19 protein-coding genes are annotated in these 19,100 nt (G+C 71.8%); 11 read left to right on the forward strand and 8 right to left on the reverse strand.

Translation table 11 applies throughout. From position 1 onward, the window contains the following. Positions 1–8 precede the first annotated feature (8 nt). The 3 genes from ddaH to ctlX are packed head-to-tail and all read left to right on the forward strand — an operon-like array spanning position 9 to position 2,808. Positions 9–833: a dimethylargininase gene (gene ddaH / locus ASE20_RS06015; protein WP_056893597.1), complete on the forward strand. Its 825-nt coding sequence runs from the start codon at positions 9–11 to the stop codon at positions 831–833. Next, entirely contained in the window at positions 830–1,864 is a 1,035-nt protein-coding gene (locus ASE20_RS06020) for an ornithine cyclodeaminase (protein WP_056893598.1), read from the forward strand. The genes ddaH and ASE20_RS06020 overlap by 4 nt, the downstream gene beginning before the upstream one ends. Further along, on the forward strand, positions 1,861–2,808 hold the full coding sequence (ctlX, locus tag ASE20_RS06025) for a citrulline utilization hydrolase CtlX (RefSeq protein ID WP_056893599.1): 948 nt from the start codon (positions 1,861–1,863) through the stop codon (positions 2,806–2,808). The genes ASE20_RS06020 and ctlX overlap by 4 nt, the downstream gene beginning before the upstream one ends. Here ctlX and ASE20_RS06030 read toward each other — a convergent pair. Both ASE20_RS06030 and ASE20_RS06035 read right to left on the reverse strand, forming a co-directional pair. Beyond that, on the reverse strand, positions 2,796–3,344 hold the full coding sequence (locus ASE20_RS06030; protein WP_157538610.1) for a HutD family protein: 549 nt from the start codon (positions 3,342–3,344) through the stop codon (positions 2,796–2,798). The genes ctlX and ASE20_RS06030 overlap by 13 nt on opposite strands. An 81-nt stretch (positions 3,345–3,425) precedes the next feature. Then, positions 3,426–5,231, reverse strand: a complete 1,806-nt coding sequence (locus ASE20_RS06035; protein ID WP_157538611.1) for a hypothetical protein — start codon at positions 5,229–5,231, stop codon at positions 3,426–3,428. 133 nt (positions 5,232–5,364) lie between these two features. On the opposite strand from ASE20_RS06035, the gene ASE20_RS06040 reads away from it, so the two are divergent. Continuing rightward, positions 5,365–6,333: an AurF N-oxygenase family protein gene (locus tag ASE20_RS06040; RefSeq protein WP_056893602.1), complete on the forward strand. Its 969-nt coding sequence runs from the start codon at positions 5,365–5,367 to the stop codon at positions 6,331–6,333. 12 nt (positions 6,334–6,345) lie between these two features. On the opposite strand, the gene ASE20_RS06045 is transcribed toward ASE20_RS06040, so the two are convergent. Beyond that, positions 6,346–7,293, reverse strand: coding sequence for a cation diffusion facilitator family transporter (locus ASE20_RS06045; protein ID WP_056893603.1), 948 nt, complete (start codon positions 7,291–7,293; stop codon positions 6,346–6,348). A 10-nt stretch (positions 7,294–7,303) separates the two neighbouring features. Continuing rightward, positions 7,304–8,050, reverse strand: a complete 747-nt coding sequence (locus ASE20_RS06050; RefSeq protein ID WP_056893604.1) for a PaaX family transcriptional regulator C-terminal domain-containing protein — start codon at positions 8,048–8,050, stop codon at positions 7,304–7,306. A 102-nt stretch (positions 8,051–8,152) separates the two neighbouring features. On the opposite strand from ASE20_RS06050, the gene ASE20_RS06055 reads away from it, so the two are divergent. Together ASE20_RS06055 and ASE20_RS06060 are read left to right on the forward strand one after the other, a co-directional pair. Beyond that, a complete protein-coding gene (locus tag ASE20_RS06055; RefSeq protein WP_056893605.1) occupies positions 8,153–8,998 on the forward strand; it encodes an SDR family oxidoreductase in 846 nt (281 codons plus the stop codon). Next, positions 8,995–9,369, forward strand: coding sequence for a hotdog fold thioesterase (locus tag ASE20_RS06060; protein WP_056893606.1), 375 nt, complete (start codon positions 8,995–8,997; stop codon positions 9,367–9,369). The genes ASE20_RS06055 and ASE20_RS06060 overlap by 4 nt, the downstream gene beginning before the upstream one ends. Positions 9,370–9,375: 6 nt before the next feature. Here ASE20_RS06060 and ASE20_RS06065 read toward each other — a convergent pair whose 3' ends face one another. Both ASE20_RS06065 and ASE20_RS06070 read right to left on the reverse strand, forming a co-directional pair. Further along, positions 9,376–10,587 carry a cytochrome P450 gene (locus tag ASE20_RS06065; RefSeq protein WP_056893607.1) on the reverse strand — a complete coding sequence of 404 codons (1,212 nt, stop codon included), beginning with the start codon at positions 10,585–10,587 and terminating at the stop codon, positions 9,376–9,378. Between the two features lie 64 nt (positions 10,588–10,651). Continuing rightward, positions 10,652–11,308, reverse strand: coding sequence for a hypothetical protein (locus ASE20_RS06070; RefSeq protein ID WP_056893608.1), 657 nt, complete (start codon positions 11,306–11,308; stop codon positions 10,652–10,654). A 70-nt stretch (positions 11,309–11,378) separates the two neighbouring features. Between ASE20_RS06070 and ASE20_RS06075 the strand changes: the two genes are divergently transcribed. Continuing rightward, a complete protein-coding gene (locus ASE20_RS06075) occupies positions 11,379–12,488 on the forward strand; it encodes a PucR family transcriptional regulator (protein WP_056893609.1) in 1,110 nt (369 codons plus the stop codon). Positions 12,489–12,525: 37 nt separating this feature from the next. Further along, positions 12,526–14,127: a hypothetical protein gene (locus tag ASE20_RS06080; protein WP_056893610.1), complete on the forward strand. Its 1,602-nt coding sequence runs from the start codon at positions 12,526–12,528 to the stop codon at positions 14,125–14,127. Here the strand turns inward: ASE20_RS06080 and ASE20_RS24215 are convergent. Next, a complete protein-coding gene (locus ASE20_RS24215; protein ID WP_082612184.1) occupies positions 14,114–15,454 on the reverse strand; it encodes a TIGR04338 family metallohydrolase in 1,341 nt (446 codons plus the stop codon). The genes ASE20_RS06080 and ASE20_RS24215 overlap by 14 nt on opposite strands. 149 nt (positions 15,455–15,603) lie before the next feature. On the opposite strand from ASE20_RS24215, the gene ASE20_RS06090 reads away from it, so the two are divergent. Together ASE20_RS06090 and ASE20_RS06095 are read left to right on the forward strand one after the other, a co-directional pair. Then, positions 15,604–16,320, forward strand: a complete 717-nt coding sequence (locus tag ASE20_RS06090) for a hypothetical protein (protein WP_157538612.1) — start codon at positions 15,604–15,606, stop codon at positions 16,318–16,320. Between the two features lie 141 nt (positions 16,321–16,461). Then, complete coding sequence (locus ASE20_RS06095; protein ID WP_056893612.1) at positions 16,462–17,136, forward strand: hypothetical protein; 675 nt, start codon at positions 16,462–16,464, stop codon at positions 17,134–17,136. Positions 17,137–17,157: 21 nt separating this feature from the next. Here ASE20_RS06095 and ASE20_RS06100 read toward each other — a convergent pair whose 3' ends face one another. Further along, the gene (locus ASE20_RS06100) at positions 17,158–18,309 is read right to left on the reverse strand and encodes a CDP-glycerol glycerophosphotransferase family protein (RefSeq protein WP_056893613.1); all 1,152 of its coding nucleotides are present in this window, start codon (positions 18,307–18,309) and stop codon (positions 17,158–17,160) included. Between the two features lie 80 nt (positions 18,310–18,389). Between ASE20_RS06100 and ASE20_RS25920 the strand changes: the two genes are divergently transcribed. Beyond that, positions 18,390–19,082, forward strand: coding sequence for an acyltransferase (locus ASE20_RS25920; protein WP_318655579.1), 693 nt, complete (start codon positions 18,390–18,392; stop codon positions 19,080–19,082). Positions 19,083–19,100: the final 18 nt, after the last annotated feature.

Below are 19,100 nucleotides of genomic sequence, written 5' to 3' on the forward strand. Positions count from 1 at the left end.
GGACCCCCATGCCGTCTGCTGTGACTGCTGCGCCCCCGCGGCACCTCGAGATCCTGATGTGCCCGCCGACCCACTTCGCCGTGGAGTACGCCATCAACCCGTGGATGGACACGACCGTTCCGGTCGACGTCGCGCGGGCCGTGGCGCAGTGGGAGGAGCTGCGGGCGACGTACCTGCGCCTGGGCCACGACGTCCGTGTCGCGGAGCCGGTGCCGGGCCTGCCCGACATGGTGTTCGCCGCCAACGCCGGGGTCGTGCACGATGGTCGCGTGCTGGTCTCGCGCTTCACGCACGCCGAGCGGCAGGGCGAGACCGCGGCCTACGCCGCCTGGTTCGAGGCCGCCGGCTACCGCGAGGTCCGCACGGCCAGCGTCCGCAACGAGGGCGAGGGCGACGTGCTGACCGTCGGCGGTGTGCTGCTCGCCGCGGCCGGCACCCGCACCACCCGCGAGGCCCACGCCGAGATGGCCGAGTTCTTCGGCGTGCCCGTCATCGCGCTCGAGCTCGTGGACCCCCGCTTCTACCACCTCGACACCGCGCTGATGGTGCTCGACGAGCGCACCGTCGCCTACTACCCGGGCGCCTTCTCGGAGGCCAGCCGTGCGGTCATCGAGCAGCTCTTCCCGGGGGCGATCCACGCGACCGAGGAGGACGCCTGCGGCTTCGGCCTCAACGCGATGAGCGACGGCGTCCACGTGGTCATGTCCGACCGCGCCACCCACCTGCAGGAGGTGCTGCGCGAGCGCGGCTACCAGCCGATCGGCGTCGACATGAGCGAGCTGATCAAGGCCGGCGGGAGCGCGAAGTGCTGCACCCTGGAACTGCGCGCATGAACGTCACCTTCCTCGACGTGCCCGGCATGGTCCGCTGGGTCACCGCCCGCGGGGTCGAGAACATCGTCCGCGACCTGACCACCGCCATCGACGCCGACTTCGCCCGTTGGCAGGACTTCGACAAGACCCCGCGCGTGGCCAGCCACTCGCCCGAGGGCGTGCTCGAGCTGATGCCGACCAGCGACGGCGTGACCTACGGCTTCAAGTACGTCAACGGCCACCCCAAGAACCCCGAGCGTGGCTTCCAGACGGTCACCGCCTTCGGCATGCTCGCCGACGTGGGCAACGGCTACCCGCTGTTCCTCACCGAGATGACCATCCTCACCGCCCTCCGTACGGCGGCCACCTCGGCCATGGCCGCACGCCACCTCGCCCGCCCGGACTCCACGAGCATGGCGATGATCGGCTGCGGTGCCCAGGCCGAGTTCCAGGCCCTCGCGTTCCGCGCGGTCCTCGGCATCAACAGCCTGCGGATCTGGGACACCGACCCCGCTGCCATGGACAAGCTGGAGCGCAATGCGGTCCGTGCCGGGTTCGACGTCCACCGCGCGTCCGACGCCCGCGAGGCCTGCCGGGGCGCCGACATCGTCACCACCTGCACGGCCGACAAGGCCAACGCGATCGTCCTGCCCCACGACGCCGTGGAGCCGGGCATGCACCTCAACTGCATCGGCGGCGACTGCCCCGGCAAGACCGAGCTCGACCCCCGCACGGTCGCCGCGTCCCGCGTGTTCGTCGAGTACACGCCGCAGACGCGCATCGAGGGCGAGATCCAGCGCCAGGCGCCGGACTTCCCGGTGACCGAGCTCTGGGAGGTCGTCCAGGGCCGCCGTACCGGGCGGGAGAGCGCCGCCGACGTGACGCTCTTCGACTCCGTCGGCTTCGCCGTCGAGGACTTCAGTGCCCTGCGCTTCGTCTACGACGCCGTCCGCGCCGACCCCGACGTCGCCACCGTCGACCTCGTCGCCGAGCCCGCCGACCCGAAGGACCTGTTCGCGTACGCGACCGCTGCTGCCGTCGTGGGCGTATGAGCACGATCGGCAGCGCGCAGGCGCCGCGCGACGTGGTGATGGTGCGTCCGCACCGCTTCGCCCCCAACCCGGAGACGATCGCCGACAACCTCTTCCAGCCGCGGACGCCGGTCGTGCCGACGTCCGCGCTGGCCGAGGCCGCCTACTGGGAGGTGACCGCGATGGTCGCCACCCTCACGGAGGCCGGCATCCGGGTGCACCTCTTCGAGGACGAGGAGGCCGGTCGACCCGACAGCGTCTTCCCCAACAACTGGTTCACGACGCACCCCGACGGCCGGGTCGCGCTGTACCCGATGTACTCGCCCAACCGGCGCACCGAGCGCCGCCGGGACATCATCGATGCGCTCCGTGGCACCTTCCGGATCACCGCCGTGCACGACTACTCCGTGCTCGAGGACGACGCGCTCTACCTCGAGGGCACCGGGTCGATGGTCCTCGACCACGACCACCGGGTGGCCTACGTCGCCCGCTCGTTCCGGTCCCACGACCGAGCCGTCGCGATGGTCTGCCAGGACCTCGGCTACCGGCCGGTGGTGTTCTCGACCGTCGACGGCCGGGGCGCCCCGATCTACCACACCAACGTGATGATGGCGGTCGGCCCGCGGCTCGCCCTGGTCGCGCTCGACTCGATCCCCGACGCGGGGGAGCGGCACGCCGTCGCCACCAGCCTCGCCACGACCGGTCACACCGTCGTCGAGCTCACCAGCGACCAGCTCGACGAGTTCGCCGGCAACACGATCGAGCTGACCGGCGCCGACGGCCCGTGCCTCGTGCTGTCGGCGCGCGCCCACGCGAGCCTCACGCCGGGTCAGCTGCAGGTGCTCTCCGCGCACACCCGCCTGCTGCCGATCGACGTGCCGACGATCGAGCTCGCCGGCGGGTCCGTCCGCTGCATGATCGCGGGCATCCACCTCGCGGCGCGGCAGGTCGCTCAGCCGGCCTGAACGACCCGGACCAGCGCGACGCGGGCCGATCCGTCGAGGCGCGCGGTCCCGGCGCCGGTCAGCACCGCGACGTCACCGGTGCCGAGGTCGGACCCGTCGAGGACGAGCGCCCCGTCGAGCACGACCATCACCGTCACCGCGGCGTCCGCCGCGAGCTCCACGGGCCCGGCGACCTGGCGCACCTCGATGTCGCCGGTCGTCGTACCGCGTCGGGTCATCAGGTTGAGGTCGCGGGTCGGCCGCTCGACGGTGCACGTCACCGGCAGCCCGCCGTCGAAGGCGAAGGGCACGTCCCGCGCGAGCGGCTGCGGCCCGTCGGGCAGGTGCAGCACCATGCCGTCGCCCTCGACCAGCACGATCGTCCGGTCGATGCCCGGGAACAGTGAGAAGTCCCCGCTCTGCCCGACCTCGGCGAGGCTCACCCGCCACGCGAAGTCGTCGGGTGGGTCGCCGAGGGCGAGCTCGGTGGTCAGGCCCCGGCCGTTGCGCCAGGGAACGCGCGGCAGGTCCGCGGCGCGGGTGATCGTGGTGGTCATCGCGGTCCAGTCCACCGGATGTGAGGGCGGACGTGAAGGCCGCCCAGCGGCCCGGCGTCTGGGATCCGAGACCGCGCGACGTCAGTCGAGCGTCACGCGCGCCACCAGCCGGTGCCGCCCACCGTCCTCGGTGACCGAGATGCCCGTTGTGCCGAACGCGGCGGCGTCCTCCGGCGACAGGTCGCCCTCGGAGACCATCGGCAGCCAGCTGTCGTCGAAGTCGGCGTAGGTGATCACCATGGCGTCGTCCGCGTCGGCGGTGGCGTCCTGGAAGCGCTCGAGGTCGCCGAGCGTCCTGTCGGGGTCCACCAGCTCCGCGAGGTACGACGGGTTGGGGCCGATCACGACTCCGTCGTCGGTGCGCACCGACTTGGCCACCACACCCAGGTCGTCCTGGGCGGCCAGCTTCGCCAGCGCGGCCTCGATCTTCGCCGGGTCGCCGGTGACCCGCGCGGCGATCGTGACCTTCGCGAGGTCCTCGTCCTCGAGCGCCTTGGCGAATCCCTTCTTCGCCGCGAATGCGACGGAGTCGCCGCCGAGAGCCTCGAGGTCCTCGGGGGAGAGGCCCGTGGCCTCCCGGAAGCCGTCGACCAGCTCGGCGTCGGTGGAGCCCGAGGTGAAGAACCCGCCACGGGTCACCATCGGCTTCGCCCAGCCGTCCTTGAAGCCGGCGCCGAACGCGAGCACCGTGTCGGCGGGCAGGGCGGCGACCGCGTCGCGCGCGACCGTGGCGTCGTACGTCGACTCGTAGCCGGTCAGGAAGGGATCGGCGACGATCTCGAGCTCCAGGCCACCGTCGTCGAAGCGGGCCACGCCGCCGAGGCCGGAGAAGTTCTCGACCTGCTTGCGGACCTTCTCGGGGACCTGGAAGAGGTCCTCGAGCTCGTCGTCGATCTGATCCTCGTCGATGGGCTCGGCATCTCCTTCCGGACCCACCTCGTCGTAGTGGAACGCCTTCGCCATATCCGCGTCCAGCTGCTTCTGCTGGGTGGGCGTGAGGTCCTCGTACTCGTCCATGAGGTCCATCACGCGCTGCTGCTCGGGCGTGAATTCCTCGTCGAAGTCACCGTCGGCGTCGCCCTCGAAGTCGGTGGCGAACGCGCTCAGGAAGGTCACGCTCGACACCAGCCCGGCCACCGGGTCCAGCGAGGTCACGGGCGACCACGAGAAGAAGCCGAGCACGTCGGAGGCGTCCTCGTCGTCCAGCAGCGCCTTGCCGAGCGCCGGTGCGGCGTACATGGTCAGTACCCCGGGGTCGCCGGCCGCGCCGGTCAGCTCCTGGAAGGTGCCGTCCTCGGCGAGGTTGGCGCCCTTGGTGTCGGAGACGACCTGCTTCGCGACCTGGTCGTCCTCGGCGAGCACGGCCCACTTCTCGCCGACGGTGAAGCCGAAGCCCCCGCAGTCGTCGGCGGTCCTGCCGAGCCCGGAGCGCGCCTTGTCGGCGTCGGAGACCTGGAGGACGACGACGACCTGCAGCCCGTCCTGCGGTACGACGGCCACGGCGCCGCGGTCGCCGGCCCAGCTCTTGACGTCCTTCCACGACAGGTCGCAGCCGCCGTCGGAGTCGATGGCGTCGACGATCGACTCGCGCAGGTCGTCGGTGGACCCGAGCCCGAGCTCCTTCTTGAGCGAGGGAACCGAGCGGAGCGCGTCGTAGGCCGCGACCTTCTGCCCGCCGGGCGGGTCGAGGTCGACGGCGAGGTAGGCGAGGGTGTTGGCGGGGAGCGCCTCGGCGGGCTGCGGTCCCTGGGAGCTCCACGCCTGCCAGGCCCAGGCGCCACCACCGACCACGGCGGCGACGACGACCACTCCGGCGGTCGCGGCGGCGCGGCGGCGCGGGCGGCGGGGAGCGGGTTCGGGGGAGGGCAGGGCGTCAGCGAGGGTCACCGGGCTCACGCTACGGCCTGAGAACCCTCGCCACTGTCGTTTCCGGACAGGTCGACGAGAGGTCGACTTGTCTATTACCGCCGGTTGCAGACAACCATTGTGTGCAACAGGCGTTTGCACTAACTTGGCGGGCATGGGCAGCATCGGGACCAGCCAGCAGGACTACCAGGACCTGCTCCGCACCCTCTCCGAGGCGTCGGTCGACCACCACTTCGACGCCTTCGTCGATATCGCCTGGGACGCGCCGGAGAACCGGATCGATCCGCTGGATCCGCGCTGGATCCTGCCGAAGGTCGACGCGCTCGGACGCACCGAGTGGTACCGCTCGCTGCCGCGCGAGCGCCAGATCGAGGTCGGCTTCTACCGCCAGACCAACGTCGTCAAGGTCGGCCTGCAGTTCGAGCAGGTCCTCATCGCCGGCCTGATGATGTACTGCCTCGACCTCCCCAACGGCCGTCCGGAGTTCCGCTACTCCACGCACGAGGCGACCGAGGAGTGCCACCACACGCAGATGTTCCAGGAGTTCGTGAACCGGACCGCTCTCGACGTCGCCGGCTCGCACTCCCTGTTCCGTGCGCTCGGCCCGTTCCTGCCCCTGGCAGCCAAGCACCTGCCCTTCATCTTCTTCATCGGCGTGCTCGGCGGCGAGGAGCCGATCGACTACGTCCAGAAGGTGATGCTCCGCTCCGGCGAGGACATGCACCCGCTCCTGGAGCGGATCAGCCAGATCCACGTCGCCGAGGAGGCGCGCCACATCGGCTTCGCCCACCAGTACCTCGAGCACCGCGCCCCGCGCCTGGGCCGCTTCCACCGGGCCTTCGCCTCCGTGCTCACGCCCGTCCTGATGCGGGTGCTGTGCGACGCGATCGTGGTCCCGGGCAAGAAGGCGGTCCGTGACATGGGCATCCCGCCCGAGGTGGTCCGCGAGGTCTGGTGGGAGAGCCCCGAGTCGCGGGAGTTCCTGCGTGACATGTTCGGCGACGTCCGGATGCTCGCCGAGGAGCTGGGCCTGATGAACCCGGTCTCGCGCCGGATCTGGCGCCGGCTCGGCATCGCGGGCCGCCCCAACCGGTTCCGCAGCGAGCCGGCCCGGGCAGCCTGAACCTGCTCGGGATCAGGGAGCCGGGCGGTACCACTCCGGCAGTACGCCGGGCTGCAGGTCGGTGGCGTCGCCGGGCCGCGTCAGCGTGAGCACCGCGCGGACGATCTCCGGCCGGTCGTGCAGGGCGTTGGCGATCGATCCCAGTCGCTCGGCCACGTCGGACTCCGGCGCGTCACCCACGAGGTCGACCGCCGCGACGAGGAAGATCCGGTCGGCGCCGACCCACTCCATGTAGAGGTAGCTGATCCGCGCGATCTCCGGGTGGTCGAGCAGTGCGCGCAGGGCGACGTCGCGCGTCAGCGGCGTGACCGTCTCGCCGGTCAGGAAGTCCATGTTGCGCCGGATCAGGATGAGCGCGACGACGCCGAGCAGGACGCCGACGACGATCGAGCCGATCGCGTCCCACACCGGGTCGCCCGTCAGCTGGTGCAGCAGGATGCCGACGAAGGCGACCGCCAGCCCGATCAGTGCGGCGAGGTCCTCGGCGAAGACGGCGCGCAGCATCGGGTTCGAGGTGACCTTGAGGTAGCGCAGCGGCGAGACCCGGCGCCGGGACGCAGCAGTGCGCGCCTCGCGCAGCGCCTGGAGGAAGGAGGTGCCCTCGAGGACGAAGGCCAGGGCGAGCACGACGTACGCCCACGTGTACGACGGCGCCTCCTCCTCGGCGCCCAGCGACTGCACGCCGTGCCAGACCGACACGGCCGCGCCCACGGTGAACAGGCCGAAGGCCGCGAACATCGACCAGATGTAGCCGACCCGGCCGTAGCCCAGCGTGTGGGTGGCGTCCGGCGGCCGGGCAGCGCGGCGCTCGCCGATCAGCAGGAACACCTCGTTGCCGGCGTCGGCCCAGGAGTGCGCCGCCTCGGCGATCATCGACGCCGAGCCGGTGACGACCGCCGCGACGCTCTTGGCCACCGCGATCAGCAGGTTCGCGGTGAACGCGACGACGACGGTCAGCACCCGACGGACGCTACCGGGCGCCGGCCTCCGCGAGCGAGCGGCGCATCTCGTTGATCCATGCCTTGTAGGCCACGTGGTCGGCGCGCAGCCGCTCGCCGGGCCACCCGTCGGGCAGCAGCTCGGCGGGGAGGACCGGGTCGGTGAGCAGGTGGCGCCCCGAGGTGGCGCAGGCGGTGAAGCGGAGCACCGGGTCCTCGGTGGTCGTCGCGTCCAGCAGCTGCCGGGCGGACCTCGCCCAGGCGTCGAGGTCCCACAGCCGCGCGGCGAGCTCGGCGGGATCGGCGACGGGGGCGGCCGTGAACCGCTCGCACACGGCGCTGACCCGCTCGGGCCAGTCGAGCTCGAGGTTCGCCGGCCGGGTCCACACCCCTTCGCGGAGCTCGGCGAGCCGGAGCCCGGCGAGCTCGGCGCGCAGCTCGGCGCGGTCGGCCGCCGTACGACCGGCGGTGGTGACGACGACCAGCTCCCACGTGCCGTCCCAGTCCCGCCGTCGCGGGTGGGTCGCGCGCTCCTGGCGGCCCTGGCGCTCGAGGAGACGTTCGGAGAGCCCGTAGCCGCCCTCGTCGTCGCGGACCACGTCGCCGGCGGCCGTCATCCGCGAGAGCGCGACCCGGACGGTCGGCTCGGCGAAGCCGACCAGCGCGGCCGCGGCGACCAGCTCGCGGGTGGCGAGCGTCGACTCCTCGGCGGCAAGCATCAAGGTGAGCAGCGCGGAGCGCGTCGTGACGGGCTTGAGGACGGTGGTCGCGGGAGGCATGGTGGGGCTCACCTTACGGTGTGCCGACACCTGTCGAGAATGTGTTGTGACCTATGTCTAACACTCTTGGCACGACTGTTCGACGTGTGTAACGGTTTCGTCATGACGCAGAACTCCACCGGCGGACGCCTCGCCGGACGCACCCTGATGATGTCCGGCGGCAGTCGCGGGATCGGCCTGGCGATCGGCCTGGCCGCCGCCCGCGAGGGCGCGAACGTCGTGCTGCTCGCCAAGACCGACCTGCCGGACCCCCGGCTGCCCGGCACCGTCCACACCGCCGCCGCCGAGATCGAGGCCGCCGGGGGACAGGCGCTCGCCGTCGTAGGCGACGTCCGCGACGAGGCCTCGGTCGAGAACGCCGTGGCCCGCGCGGTCGACCGCTTCGGCGGCATCGACATCTGCATCAACAACGCCTCGGCCATCGCGCTGGACGGCACGGCCGAGCTGCCGGTCAAGCGCTTCGACCTGATGACCCAGATCCAGCTGCGCGGCACCTACCTGCTCACCCGCGCCTGCCTGCCCCACCTGCGCCAGGGCACCAACCCGCACATCCTCTCGCTCAGCCCGCCGCTCAACCTGTCGCCCGAGTGGCTGGGCAAGCACCCGGCGTACACGCTGGCGAAGTACGGCATGTCCCTGCTGACCCTGGGCTGGGCCGCGGAGTACGCCGACGACGGCGTCGCCGCCAACTGCCTCTGGCCCGAGACCCTCATCGCCACTGCCGCGGTGCAGAACCTGCTCGGCGGCGACGACGCGATGGCGAAGGCCCGCACGCCGGAGATCGTGGCGGACGCCGCGATCGAGGTGCTCGTGCGCCCCTCCCGCGAGCTGACCGGCCAGACGCTGCTCGACGTGGACGTGCTCCGTGACGCGGGCGTGACCGACCTGTCGTCGTACGGCGGGACGGGCGAGCTGGAGTACGACATCTTCGTGGACGGCCCCCGATGAGCGCTCCCCGCACCGACGCCTACGCCGCCCTGCTCGGCATCGACGTCACCGGGCACGGCGGCGGCCGGGCCGAGGCGCAGGTGCAGGTCACCGACGACCACCTCAACCCGCACGGCACCGCCCACGGGTCCTTCCTGTTCTCCCTCGCCGGCATCGCCCTCGCGGCAGCCGCCAACGACGACGAGCACTCCGGCGTGGTCAGCGCCGTGCACATCGACTACGTGCGCCCGGCCCGTCCGGGGGACGCCCTGCTCGCGACCGCCGAGGTCGCGGAGCGGCTGGCGAAGGAGGACCTGTTCGTGGTGCGGGTGACCCACGGCGACGAGCTGGTCGCCCGGGCGACCGGGCGCGCCAACCGCCGCGCACGCTAGGTACACCTACGCCGGGCTCAACGCGAGACGCAGGTGTGCGTGCCGGCGCACGAAGATGCTCGGCACCCACACCGCCGCCTCGTCCGCGGGTCCGTCGAGCCGGAACGACGAGGTCCGGGTCAGCAGCGCGTGGATCGCGACGGTCGCCTCGAGCCGGGCGAGCGCCGAACCCACGCAGAAGTGGATGCCGCGGCCGAACGCGAGGTGCTGCCGGACGCCGGTGCGGCCGAGGTCGAGCAGGTCCGGCTCCTCGAAGCGCGCCGGGTCGCGGTTGGCCGCGCCCCACAGCAGGAGCAGGGTGCTGCCGGCCGGCAGGTCCACGTCGCCGAGGCGCGTGGGAGCGGTGACGTGGCGGTAGTGCCCGCGGAAGGGCGACTCCAGGCGCAGGCACTCGTCGAGGAACGGGTCGATCAGGTCCGGCTGGTTGCGGAGCCGGTTCTGCAGGCACCCGTCCGTCGCCAACCGGTACGCCGCCGTGCCGAGCAGGCCCGCGGTGGACTCCCCGCCGGCACCGATCAGCTGCAGCAGCACCAGCACCGCCGTACCGACCTCGAGCTCGTCGAGCTGGCAGGCCAGCACCAGCTCGCCCATCAGGTCGTCACCCGGCCGGTCGAGCGCGGCGTCGAAGCGTCGCGCCAGGTGGTCGTGGAGGGCGAAGGAGGCGTTGATCGTGGTCTCGAGCCGCTGCTCGTCGACCCAGCCGCCGAGCATCTCGGTGCTGTCGTAGGCCCACCGCAAGAGGTCCGGCACGTCCTCGGGCGCGAGCCCGATCAGCTCCGCGACCAGCGCGAGCGGAAGCCGGTCGGCCATGTCGGCCGCCCAGTCGGCGCTGTCGCCCGAGAAATGGGTGTCCCAGAGCCGGTCGACCTGCCCGGTCACGGACGACTCGAGCGCCCGGATCCGGCGGCCGATCGTGCCGAGCACGGCCGAGCGGTGCAGCTTGTGCGTCGGGTCGTCGGCCGTCGCGAGCACCTGCTCGACCGAGCCGCCGCCGTCCATCGGCAGCGTCGTCGCCGTGCCGTCCGGCCTGCGGACCAGGACCGAGCGCAGGTGCGAGGAGTAGGTCTCGGGCGCGGCCAGCACCTCCTGCACCAGCGCCCACGAGGACACCAGGTGCACGTCGGTCCCGGGGACGCGGTGCACGGGCGCGGCGGTCCGCAACCGGTCGAGCGCCGGGTACGGATCGGCGACCAGCGCGGGGTCGAACACGTCGAACATGGGATCAGCGTCGGACCCGAAGTGCGGCGCGTCCAGAGAACCGGACACCTCGCTTCCGCCGGGCTCAGAGCCAGCCGGCGAAGCCCAGACCGACGGCGAGCACGACGTCCACGGCGAACATCGCGCCGACCACGGCGAACCGCTTCCGGTGGCTGTCCATGTCGAACACCGTCGCTGCGATCCAGAAGAAGGTGCCGTAGCCGAGCACCACGACCGGCAGCAGGAAGGGCTCGTCCCAGTACCACCACGACCAGTGGAAGATCCCGGCCCGGTGCAGGAGCACCTCCACGAACACGCACACGCACGACCACCAGGTGATGAACACCCAACGGTTCGGCACGCCGAGGATCCGCATCCCCCTGTCCGCAGGCAGGAACTTCACGAACTCGATGCCACTGATCAGGAACAGGAAGATGATCTCGACCGACCAGCCGATGAGCACGAGGTACGCCGTGTCGCCCGTGACGATCCACAGCGGAGCCCGGTCGCTGGCATGGAACCAGGCCGAGTTCACGAGCTCGTTGAAGACGTCCATCAGGAAGAAGGCCAGTCCCGCGGCGACCACGTCGTAGCGCCGACGCTCGACCTCGGCGGCGTAGACGTACATCACGATGCCGAAGAAGGTCACGACGTACCAGTGCAGGTTCGACGGGTCGCGCAGCATCGCCAGGGCCTCGCGGGCAGGTTCGGTCGGGGCGAGCACACTGAGCAGGGGCGTCACGACGTCCGAACCTAGGTCCGTCCGGACGTTCCCGAGGTGGTGGTCCGGACACTGTGGGAGCCTGCGGCTTGTGGGTATCTCCATCGAGCAGCGGATGCGTCCCTACCTCGACGCGATGTGGGCGGACCGGGACGAGATCGTGCGCCGGGTCAGCCGCGCGGTGACGACCGGCGTCCCGAGCTACGCGACCACCCCCTCGAGCGAGGTGTGGATCGGGATGACACGCATCCTGGAACGGGCCGCCCACGGCAACCCGTTCGGAGCGCCGACCGAGGAGGACCGGCTGGCGGCGCTCGGCACCGGCGCCCAGGGAGCCGGTGCGGGCATCGAGGTCGGCGACCTCGTCACCGCCGTGCTGCTCGGCGCTCGCGAGGTCGAGGACGACGTGCTCGACCGGGCCGCTCGGGCAGGGACCGGCGCCGATGCGTTGCTCGACGCCTCCCGCCGTGCCCGGGTGTGGGCCGAGCAGGTGGCCGTGTGGGCCGCCGAGGGACTGCTCGGCGCGGCCGTCGACGACGTCGAGGAGCACGTCCGTCACGACCGGCTGCTCACCGAGCTCGCGGCCGGCGACGTCGACGCGGCCCGCGCCACGGCGATCCGGCTCGGGCTCGACCCGGCAGCGCGCTGGTGGGCCGTCGTACCGCTTCCGGAGGCGACGCCGGCGCTCCGCCTGGCCAACCACGGAGCGGTCTGGGGTACGACGAGCGGGCTGCTGCCGCGCCCGCCCGTCGTCCCCGGCGAGCTCGTCGCCGGCGTGGGCGGACCGGCGCTGCTCGACGACCTGCCAGGCGCGCTGCGTGAGGCGACCCGCGCCGCGCGGGTCGCACTCCAGTTCGACCAGCGGGGGAGTGCGACGTTGGCAGGACTCGGCCTGCTGGTGCCCCTGCACGAGGACCCCGCCCTGGCCGCGCGTCTGCACGCCCGCTGGCTCGCACCCCTGGCGACCGAGCCGCGCCACGAGCTCGAGCCGACCCTGCGCGCCTGGCTCGCCCGCGACGGCCAGGTCGACGCGGTGGCCCGCGACCTGGGCGTGCACGCCAACACGGTGCGCAACCGGCTCGCCCGGGTGGGACGCCTCCTCGGCGACGACTGGCGGACGCCGCAGGGCCGGGCCGAGCTGTGGGCGGCGCTCCAGAATGCTGGGGGCCAACTTGTGGGAACCTCCACCTCCGAGGGGTGACGACGCGCCGTTGAATGAGTCGGACCGAGGAGGCCCGATGCTGCGACGTACGACCGCGATCCTGACCCTGGCGATATGCCTGCTGGTTCCCCAGCTGTCCGGCCCCGCACGGGCCGAGGGCGACATGGACATCGACCCGCAGGACCTGCTGGCCCAGGTGCCCGGGATCCTGCAGGCGCTGCTGGTCGACCGCACCGACATGCTGCGCTGCCCGGAGCTGATCGGCGGCACCATCGGCCTGCCGGAGCGCGCCGACGAGACCGGTCGCCAAGGTGTCGACGAGGGCAACCCGCTGCGCGCGGGCGACCCCTCAGCCGCACCGGCCGGGCTGCCGGACCAGGTGGTCTTCCGCAGCACCACCCAGACCTTCAACCGGCGCTACCAGTTCGTGCTGGCCGCCGGGAACATCTGGTACCGCTCCAACACCGAGGTCACCGGCATCCGCGAGCCGTGGGCTCCGCTGGTCACCTCCGCCTGCTTCGCCGGCCGGCTCGTCGGCATCTCGGCCGACGACGACGAGCTGATCGCCGTCGACAGCGACCGCTGGGTCTACGGCATGGACGGCGCGCTGAGGACGCCGCAGCAGTTCAACTGGTCGCTGCGCTGGGGACCGCTGTTCTGGACCGGGCCCGGCCGCATGCTCCCGACCGGGATCAGCACCTGGTCGTGGTCGGTCGTCTCGCAGGTCGAGGACCTGACCTGGCCCGACGACGCCGGCAACGCGCACGCCGTCGGTGCCGGCAAGGTCTCGCACATCTGGACGCTGAGCCACGGCGGCCAGCGCCTGACCTACCTCGACCCGTGGCTGGCCAAGGACGAGAGCTACGAGATGTGCGGCCCGCACCGCGGCCGGTTCCGGGCCGTGAACATGTCGGCCAGCGGTTCCACGATCTTCGTCGTCGGTCCGCACGGCGACCTCTTCACCCGGCTCTACGACTTCGACATCGCCGGCGCCGACCCGCTCTTCTTCGACTACGCCTACGCCGACCAGCGCGGGCTCGCGAAGCCGCGCATCCAGCTGCCGTCACCGGCGTGGATCGAGCAGCCGAAGGTGCCCGGCACCATCACCAGCCGGATCTCGATCCACAAGGTCGGGCGGGGCGCGATCCACCGCCAGCTGCGCGTCGAGGGCCGCCGGTCAGGACAGGTCGGCTACTGGCACAAGGACATCCGTGCTCGCGCCTGGTCGTTCACGCCGACCGGTGGGGCGCTGGTCGGACGGGTGCTCGACAACCCGGCCAGCGACACGTCTGCGGCCGGCCTCGGCGGGGGCGAGGACGGCCGCTACGTCGGCACCGTGCCCGGCGGCACGGTCACCATCGCGGACTTCAACACCTACTGCACGCCCTCGACGGTGCGTGTCCGGCTCACCACGGGGGAGTCGTTCACCCTGCGCCTGCACACGGTCGACAACATCCGCGAGTTCCGCCGTGCCCGCGGCCTCGACACCCAGCCGCGGATGTTCAACGGCACGCTCGAGGTCCCGCCGGCGCTGCGCTCCAGCGCGGACCCGCAGGTCCGCGCCTTCGTGACCAAGCTCGGCAGCGGCCGCTTCATCAAGGCCAACCTCGACGGCACGACGAGCCGCCTCGTCTTCCGTACCCAGCCGTGGCGCCTGTCGTTCGTCAGCCCCGGCTGATCGCCTTCTCGCTGCCCAGCCGGGCCCGCGCGGCCGCACGGACACCCGCCTCGTGCGAGCCCGGCGCAGCGTGCGCCGCAGCCGCCGCGCCCTTCCACGTGCCGCGGATGCCGTGCTCGCGCTGCATGTGCCGGAAGTAGTCGACGACCTCGACCTCCTTGGCCCGTAGCGCCAGCTCGGTCGAGGTCGGACGGTCGGGCACGCCCGGCTCGGCCGCGATCGCTGCAGCCCGGGCCTCCTCACGAGCGCGGGTGAGCCGCTCGCCGACGTGGTCGGCCCACGCCTCGTAGAACGCCGCGCGTGCCGTCGACCCGTGCACCGGCCGCTCCTCCCACGTGCGCCGGCGCGCGTTCCAGACCTGGCGGGTGTCGGCCTTGTGAGCGCCGGAGCGCAGGTGGGCGTCGCCGTCGGCGACCATCTGCGTCACCAGGGAGGCGTAGAGCGCCTTGACGATCGCGATGTCGGACGGGAAGCCGTAGAGGGTGACGCGGGTGTTGCTGGTGTAGATCGCCACCCGGACGTCGTTGGCCCGCGCGATCTCGAGCACCAGCCGGACGTAGCGGGCCAGCGAGCGCTTGCCGGACTCGCCGATCAGCACCGTCTCCCACGCCGGGTCCTGGCGCTGCTCCTCGTTGCGGGCCGAGGCGCGGGCGACGGCGAGCGCGATCTGGTGGCGGGTGGCCAGCGTCTGCGCCTTGGCGAAGAAGGCGTCGCGCTCGGCGGTGTTGGACGTGCGCTCGGCCTGACGGAGCAGGCGCCCGATCCGCAGCAGGGTGCGGTCCTCGCCGTCGATGCCGGTGTCGAGCCCGGAGATCCGGTAGGCGGTGTGGAGCAGCTCGGCCAGCACCGGCATCCCGATGTCCTCGAGCAGCCGCAGGAAGGTCGTGCGGAAGCCGGTGCCGTGGCCGTCCTCGCCCGCCAGGTGGTGGGCGACCTCGTGCAGCACCACCGCGGCCCGCAGCGACCACGCGCCGCCGACCTCGCGCGGGGGGATCGCGACGACTCCGCGCAGCGGCAGCTCGCCCCGCTCGTAGTGGGCCTGCCGCGGACCACGCCGGGAGCGGACCACGACCGGCACGCCCGCCAGGTCGAGGCCGTCACGGTCGTCGTACCGGCTGCCGGTGGCGACGAGGTGGGAGAGGACCTTGTCGACGTAGTCCTGGACGCCCGCCGGGTCGCTGAACCGCGGCTCGGTCTCGGGCTCGTGCTCGACCACCTGAGCGCCGACGGTGATCCGCAACGGCCGTCCCGGATGGCGGCTCGCCTCGTCGAGCCAGCCGGCGAGCAGGTCCTCGGCGGCGTAGACGGAGGCAGTGTCGTCGGCCATGGGAACAGCCTTGCAGGAGGCCCCGACACAGGGCCCGTCAGGACTGCAGGTTTCGCTGAGAACCCACTGTGGAAAGGGTTACGCTCCGTCTGCGGCAACCGCCGCAGAACCTTCACCAAAATCATCCCGGGGGCACCATCCACATGCACGTGAAGTCCTTCCGACGGGCCATCATCCTGGCCGTCGCCCTGGTGGCGAGCACGCTGTCGCTCGTCACCGGCACCACGACCGCAGCGCACGCCGCGGCCTACACCACCAAGCCGTACCTGCAGCGGAGCACCACGCTGGTCCAGCACGGCAGCGCGTCCTACGGCAAGGTCACCCTCACGGCGGGCGTGGGGCTCGTCGAGGCGCCCGGCTACGACGCCAACCGCGGGACGGTCCAGGTCCAGCGCCAGATCGTCGGCCAGACCGCCTGGAGCACGATCTACACCGCTGACCTGGCGGCCAACTTCCACCCGAGCTGGACCTTCGCGCCGACCTACTCGGCGAGCTACCGCGTCGTCTACAGCGGCTACTCCGACGCGTCCAACAGCTTCGGGGCCGCGACCGGCGGCAGCTACCGCGTGAACGTCGCGCGCAACCTGCACGACAACTACCGCTCGAGCACCCGCACCTTCTACGGCAAGGTCTCGCCGAAGTACGCCGGTCGCGCCATCGTGATCCAGAAGTCGACCTGCGCCCGTCCGCGGCTCGCGTCGTGCCGCTGGGGCGCCTACAAGACGATCCGCACCAACTCGACGAGCAACTTCTCGCTGCGCCTGCCGGTCTACCGCACGAAGACGCACTTCCGTGCGGTCATCGCGGCCAGCAACGGCTACGTGAAGAGCTTCTCGAACTACTACGTCTCGACCTGGCGCTCCTGAGCCACGCAGACGACTGACGATCGGCCGCCGGGTCCACCCGGCGGCCGATCCATTTTTCGTCTCGGGTGGTTAGTGGGCGCCGTACCGGGGAAAGGGCCTCGAGCGCCACGCTCGCACCACCTATCCCGGGAGCACCACCTCATGCAGCACAAGAACCTCGCGCGCGTCGTCCTGACGCTCCTCGCCTGCCTCGCCGGCTCGCTGGCCGTCATCGGTCCGGCCGCGCCGGCCCACGCCGCGGCGGACGCGACCATCTCGCACCTGACGCAGGACGCCACCGTGCGGACCTACGGCCAGTACGTCACCCTCAAGGGCTGGGTCACCTGCTGCGGCAGCTCGACGCCCGGCTACGGCGCCAACGTCAAGCTCCAGCGCCGGATCGGCTCGGGCGGGTGGACCCTCTTCTCCACCCGGACGCTCACCGACCCCAACCGCACGCCGGTCTGGAAGTTCGTGCCGGCCGCGAGCGCTTCCTACCGGATGTACTACGTGGGGACCGCCTACACCAAGCCGTCCGTCTCACCGGTGCTGACCGTCCTCGTGCGTCGCAACCTGGGCACTAGCTGGAACGCCAGCACGCGCGTGCTGGGCGGCAAGGTCACCCCGGCGTACGCCGGCCGGGCGATCACCATCCAGAAGGCGGCCTGCAGCACCTGCTCCTGGAGCACCTACAAGACGATCCTGACCACCAGCGACAGCCGGTGGTCGGTGCGGCTGCCGGCCTACAGCAAGCGGACCTACTTCCGCGCCTACCTCCCGCCGAGCAACGGGTACGGCGGCAGCCTGACCAGCCCGGTCAGCACCCTGGCGGGCTGAACCCGACGCCTGACCGGACGGTCAGGCCGACTCCTCGAAGCCGGCTGCGGGGCTCGCGCCCTGCAGCCGGTCCCGCAATTCCACGAGCTCGCCGATGGCCTCCACGAAGCGCACCGTGCTGTCGCCGACGCCGTTGTCGTCGAAGTAGTGGTGGCGCATCGCCGCCCGGGCGATGCGGTGCTCGTCGTGCTCGAGCCGGTCGGCGACGAGCTCGCCGAGGCCGGCCAGGTTGGCCGCGTCGACGACGTCGGCGCAGCGGCTGACCGGGACCTCCTGGCGCAGCCGCTCGGCGTCGGCGTGGCGGTCGGTCATCAGGATCGGCTTGTCGGTCTGCAGGTAGAGCCAGTCCAGGCCGACCGAGGAGACGTCGGTGATCATCGCGTCGCAGCCGGGGAAGACGGCGAGGATGTCGCCCTGCCACACGGCGGCATGGCCGGCGGCCGGGTCCTGCTCGGCGGCACGCTCGATCAGGTCGAGGATCGCCTGGTGGCCCTCGCGGATGGCTGCGATCTGGCTCGTGGTGACCTTCGGGTGCGGCTTGTAGACCAGGCGCACGTCGGGCAGGGCCAGCACGGCGCGCACGATGTCGGCGCCGAAGACGTCGACCGAGGTGTAGCAGTTGTACTCCGCGTCGCCCTCCCAGGTCGGCGCGTAGAGCACGGTGCGTCGCTCGGTCGGCGGCAGCAGGGGAGCGGGCCGCAGGTCGAGCTGCGGCCGGCCGATGCGGACCAGGCGCCACTCGTCGAGCTCCATCAGCGCTGCCCGGTGCCGCTGCACGGCGGCCTCACCGGCGACGAACACCCGGTCGTAGGCCTTCGCGTTGTTGCTGACCATCGAGTGCTTGTCGCTCTCGCCGTGGTTGATGTGGACGTGCATCATCCGGCCGTCGAGCAGCGAGTTGAAGTTGGTCATCGAGTTGTTGCAGTAGAGGACGACCTTGGCGTCCAGCTCGTCGTACAGCTCGGCGAGGTCGTTGAAACCGGGCGCGAAGAGCACGGGGAGCGTGGTCCGCTCGGAGACGATGTCGCGAGTGCCGGCGTCGCGGGTCAGGATCCCGACCGGGTACGACGCGTCGAGCCGCTCGAGCACAGGGAGCCACTGCAACAGCTGGTAGACCCGCGTGGGGTCGTCAGCGAAGTAGGCGATCACCTGGGGCTCACGGGACGTCTGCACTCCCGGATGTTACGGGTCGCGGTGTCACACCAACGAACTGGGAACCCCCGCCCGATGTTGCGTTTCGGTAACCTCGCCCGGTGCCTGCCGTCCGCCGTCTGCTGAACCGTTCCGTCCATGCCGCCTGGCAGTGGGTCGAGCGGGTGGGCGACGTCGCGCCCGGGACCGATCTCGGTGATCGGTTCGGTGACTTCGGGCGGGGCAGCTGCCTGGCGTTCCCGGTCGCCACGGTGGTCAACCCGGAGGCGATCCACGTCGGCACCGACACCCTGATCGGGAAGTACTCGACGCTCTCGGTCGGCTACGGCCCGACCCAGGAGGTGCTGCCCGAGCGCGGCCTGGTGATCGGCGACCGCTGCGTCATCGGCTCGCGCGCCTGCATCACCGCCCACGAGTCCATCACGATCGGCGACGACGTGTGGTTCGGCCAGGACGTCTTCGTCTCCGACGCGAGCCACGGCTACCAGGACCCCGACGTGCCGGTCGGCCTGCAGTTCGGTGCCCACCAGCCGGTGTCGATCGGCTCCGGCTCCTGGATCGGGCACGGCGCGATCATCCTGCCGGGCACCACGATCGGCCGGAACGTGGTCGTCGCAGCGGGCTCGGTGGTGCGCGGGACCGTCGAGGACCACGCGGTCGTGGGCGGTGTCCCCGCCCGTACCATCCGGCGGCTCGAGCCCGGGGTGGGCTGGGTCTCGGCGGCCGGGGACGTGCGGACGCAGGCCGGCGTCCTGCCCTCAGCCGCTGCGGCGACGGTTGAGCACGTCATCTAGGGTGGTGGCTCCCCGCTC

This window comes from Nocardioides sp. Root240, from assembly GCF_001428825.1.
Taxonomy (GTDB): domain Bacteria; phylum Actinomycetota; class Actinomycetes; order Propionibacteriales; family Nocardioidaceae; genus Nocardioides.

Coding starts and splice junctions, on each gene's coding strand:
- ddaH (WP_056893597.1), top strand. CDS start 9: ATGCCGTCTGCTGTGACTGCTGCGCCCCCGCGGCACCTCGAGATCCTG.
- ASE20_RS06095 (WP_056893612.1), top strand. CDS start 16,462: ATGCAGCACAAGAACCTCGCGCGCGTCGTCCTGACGCTCCTCGCCTGC.
- ASE20_RS06040 (WP_056893602.1), top strand. CDS start 5,365: ATGGGCAGCATCGGGACCAGCCAGCAGGACTACCAGGACCTGCTCCGC.
- ctlX (WP_056893599.1), top strand. CDS start 1,861: ATGAGCACGATCGGCAGCGCGCAGGCGCCGCGCGACGTGGTGATGGTG.
- ASE20_RS06020 (WP_056893598.1), top strand. CDS start 830: ATGAACGTCACCTTCCTCGACGTGCCCGGCATGGTCCGCTGGGTCACC.
- ASE20_RS06055 (WP_056893605.1), top strand. CDS start 8,153: ATGACGCAGAACTCCACCGGCGGACGCCTCGCCGGACGCACCCTGATG.
- ASE20_RS06060 (WP_056893606.1), top strand. CDS start 8,995: ATGAGCGCTCCCCGCACCGACGCCTACGCCGCCCTGCTCGGCATCGAC.
- ASE20_RS06050 (WP_056893604.1), bottom strand. CDS start 8,050: ATGCCTCCCGCGACCACCGTCCTCAAGCCCGTCACGACGCGCTCCGCG.
- ASE20_RS06030 (WP_157538610.1), bottom strand. CDS start 3,344: ATGACCACCACGATCACCCGCGCCGCGGACCTGCCGCGCGTTCCCTGG.
- ASE20_RS24215 (WP_082612184.1), bottom strand. CDS start 15,454: ATGGCCGACGACACTGCCTCCGTCTACGCCGCCGAGGACCTGCTCGCC.
- ASE20_RS06080 (WP_056893610.1), top strand. CDS start 12,526: ATGCTGCGACGTACGACCGCGATCCTGACCCTGGCGATATGCCTGCTG.
- ASE20_RS06065 (WP_056893607.1), bottom strand. CDS start 10,587: ATGTTCGACGTGTTCGACCCCGCGCTGGTCGCCGATCCGTACCCGGCG.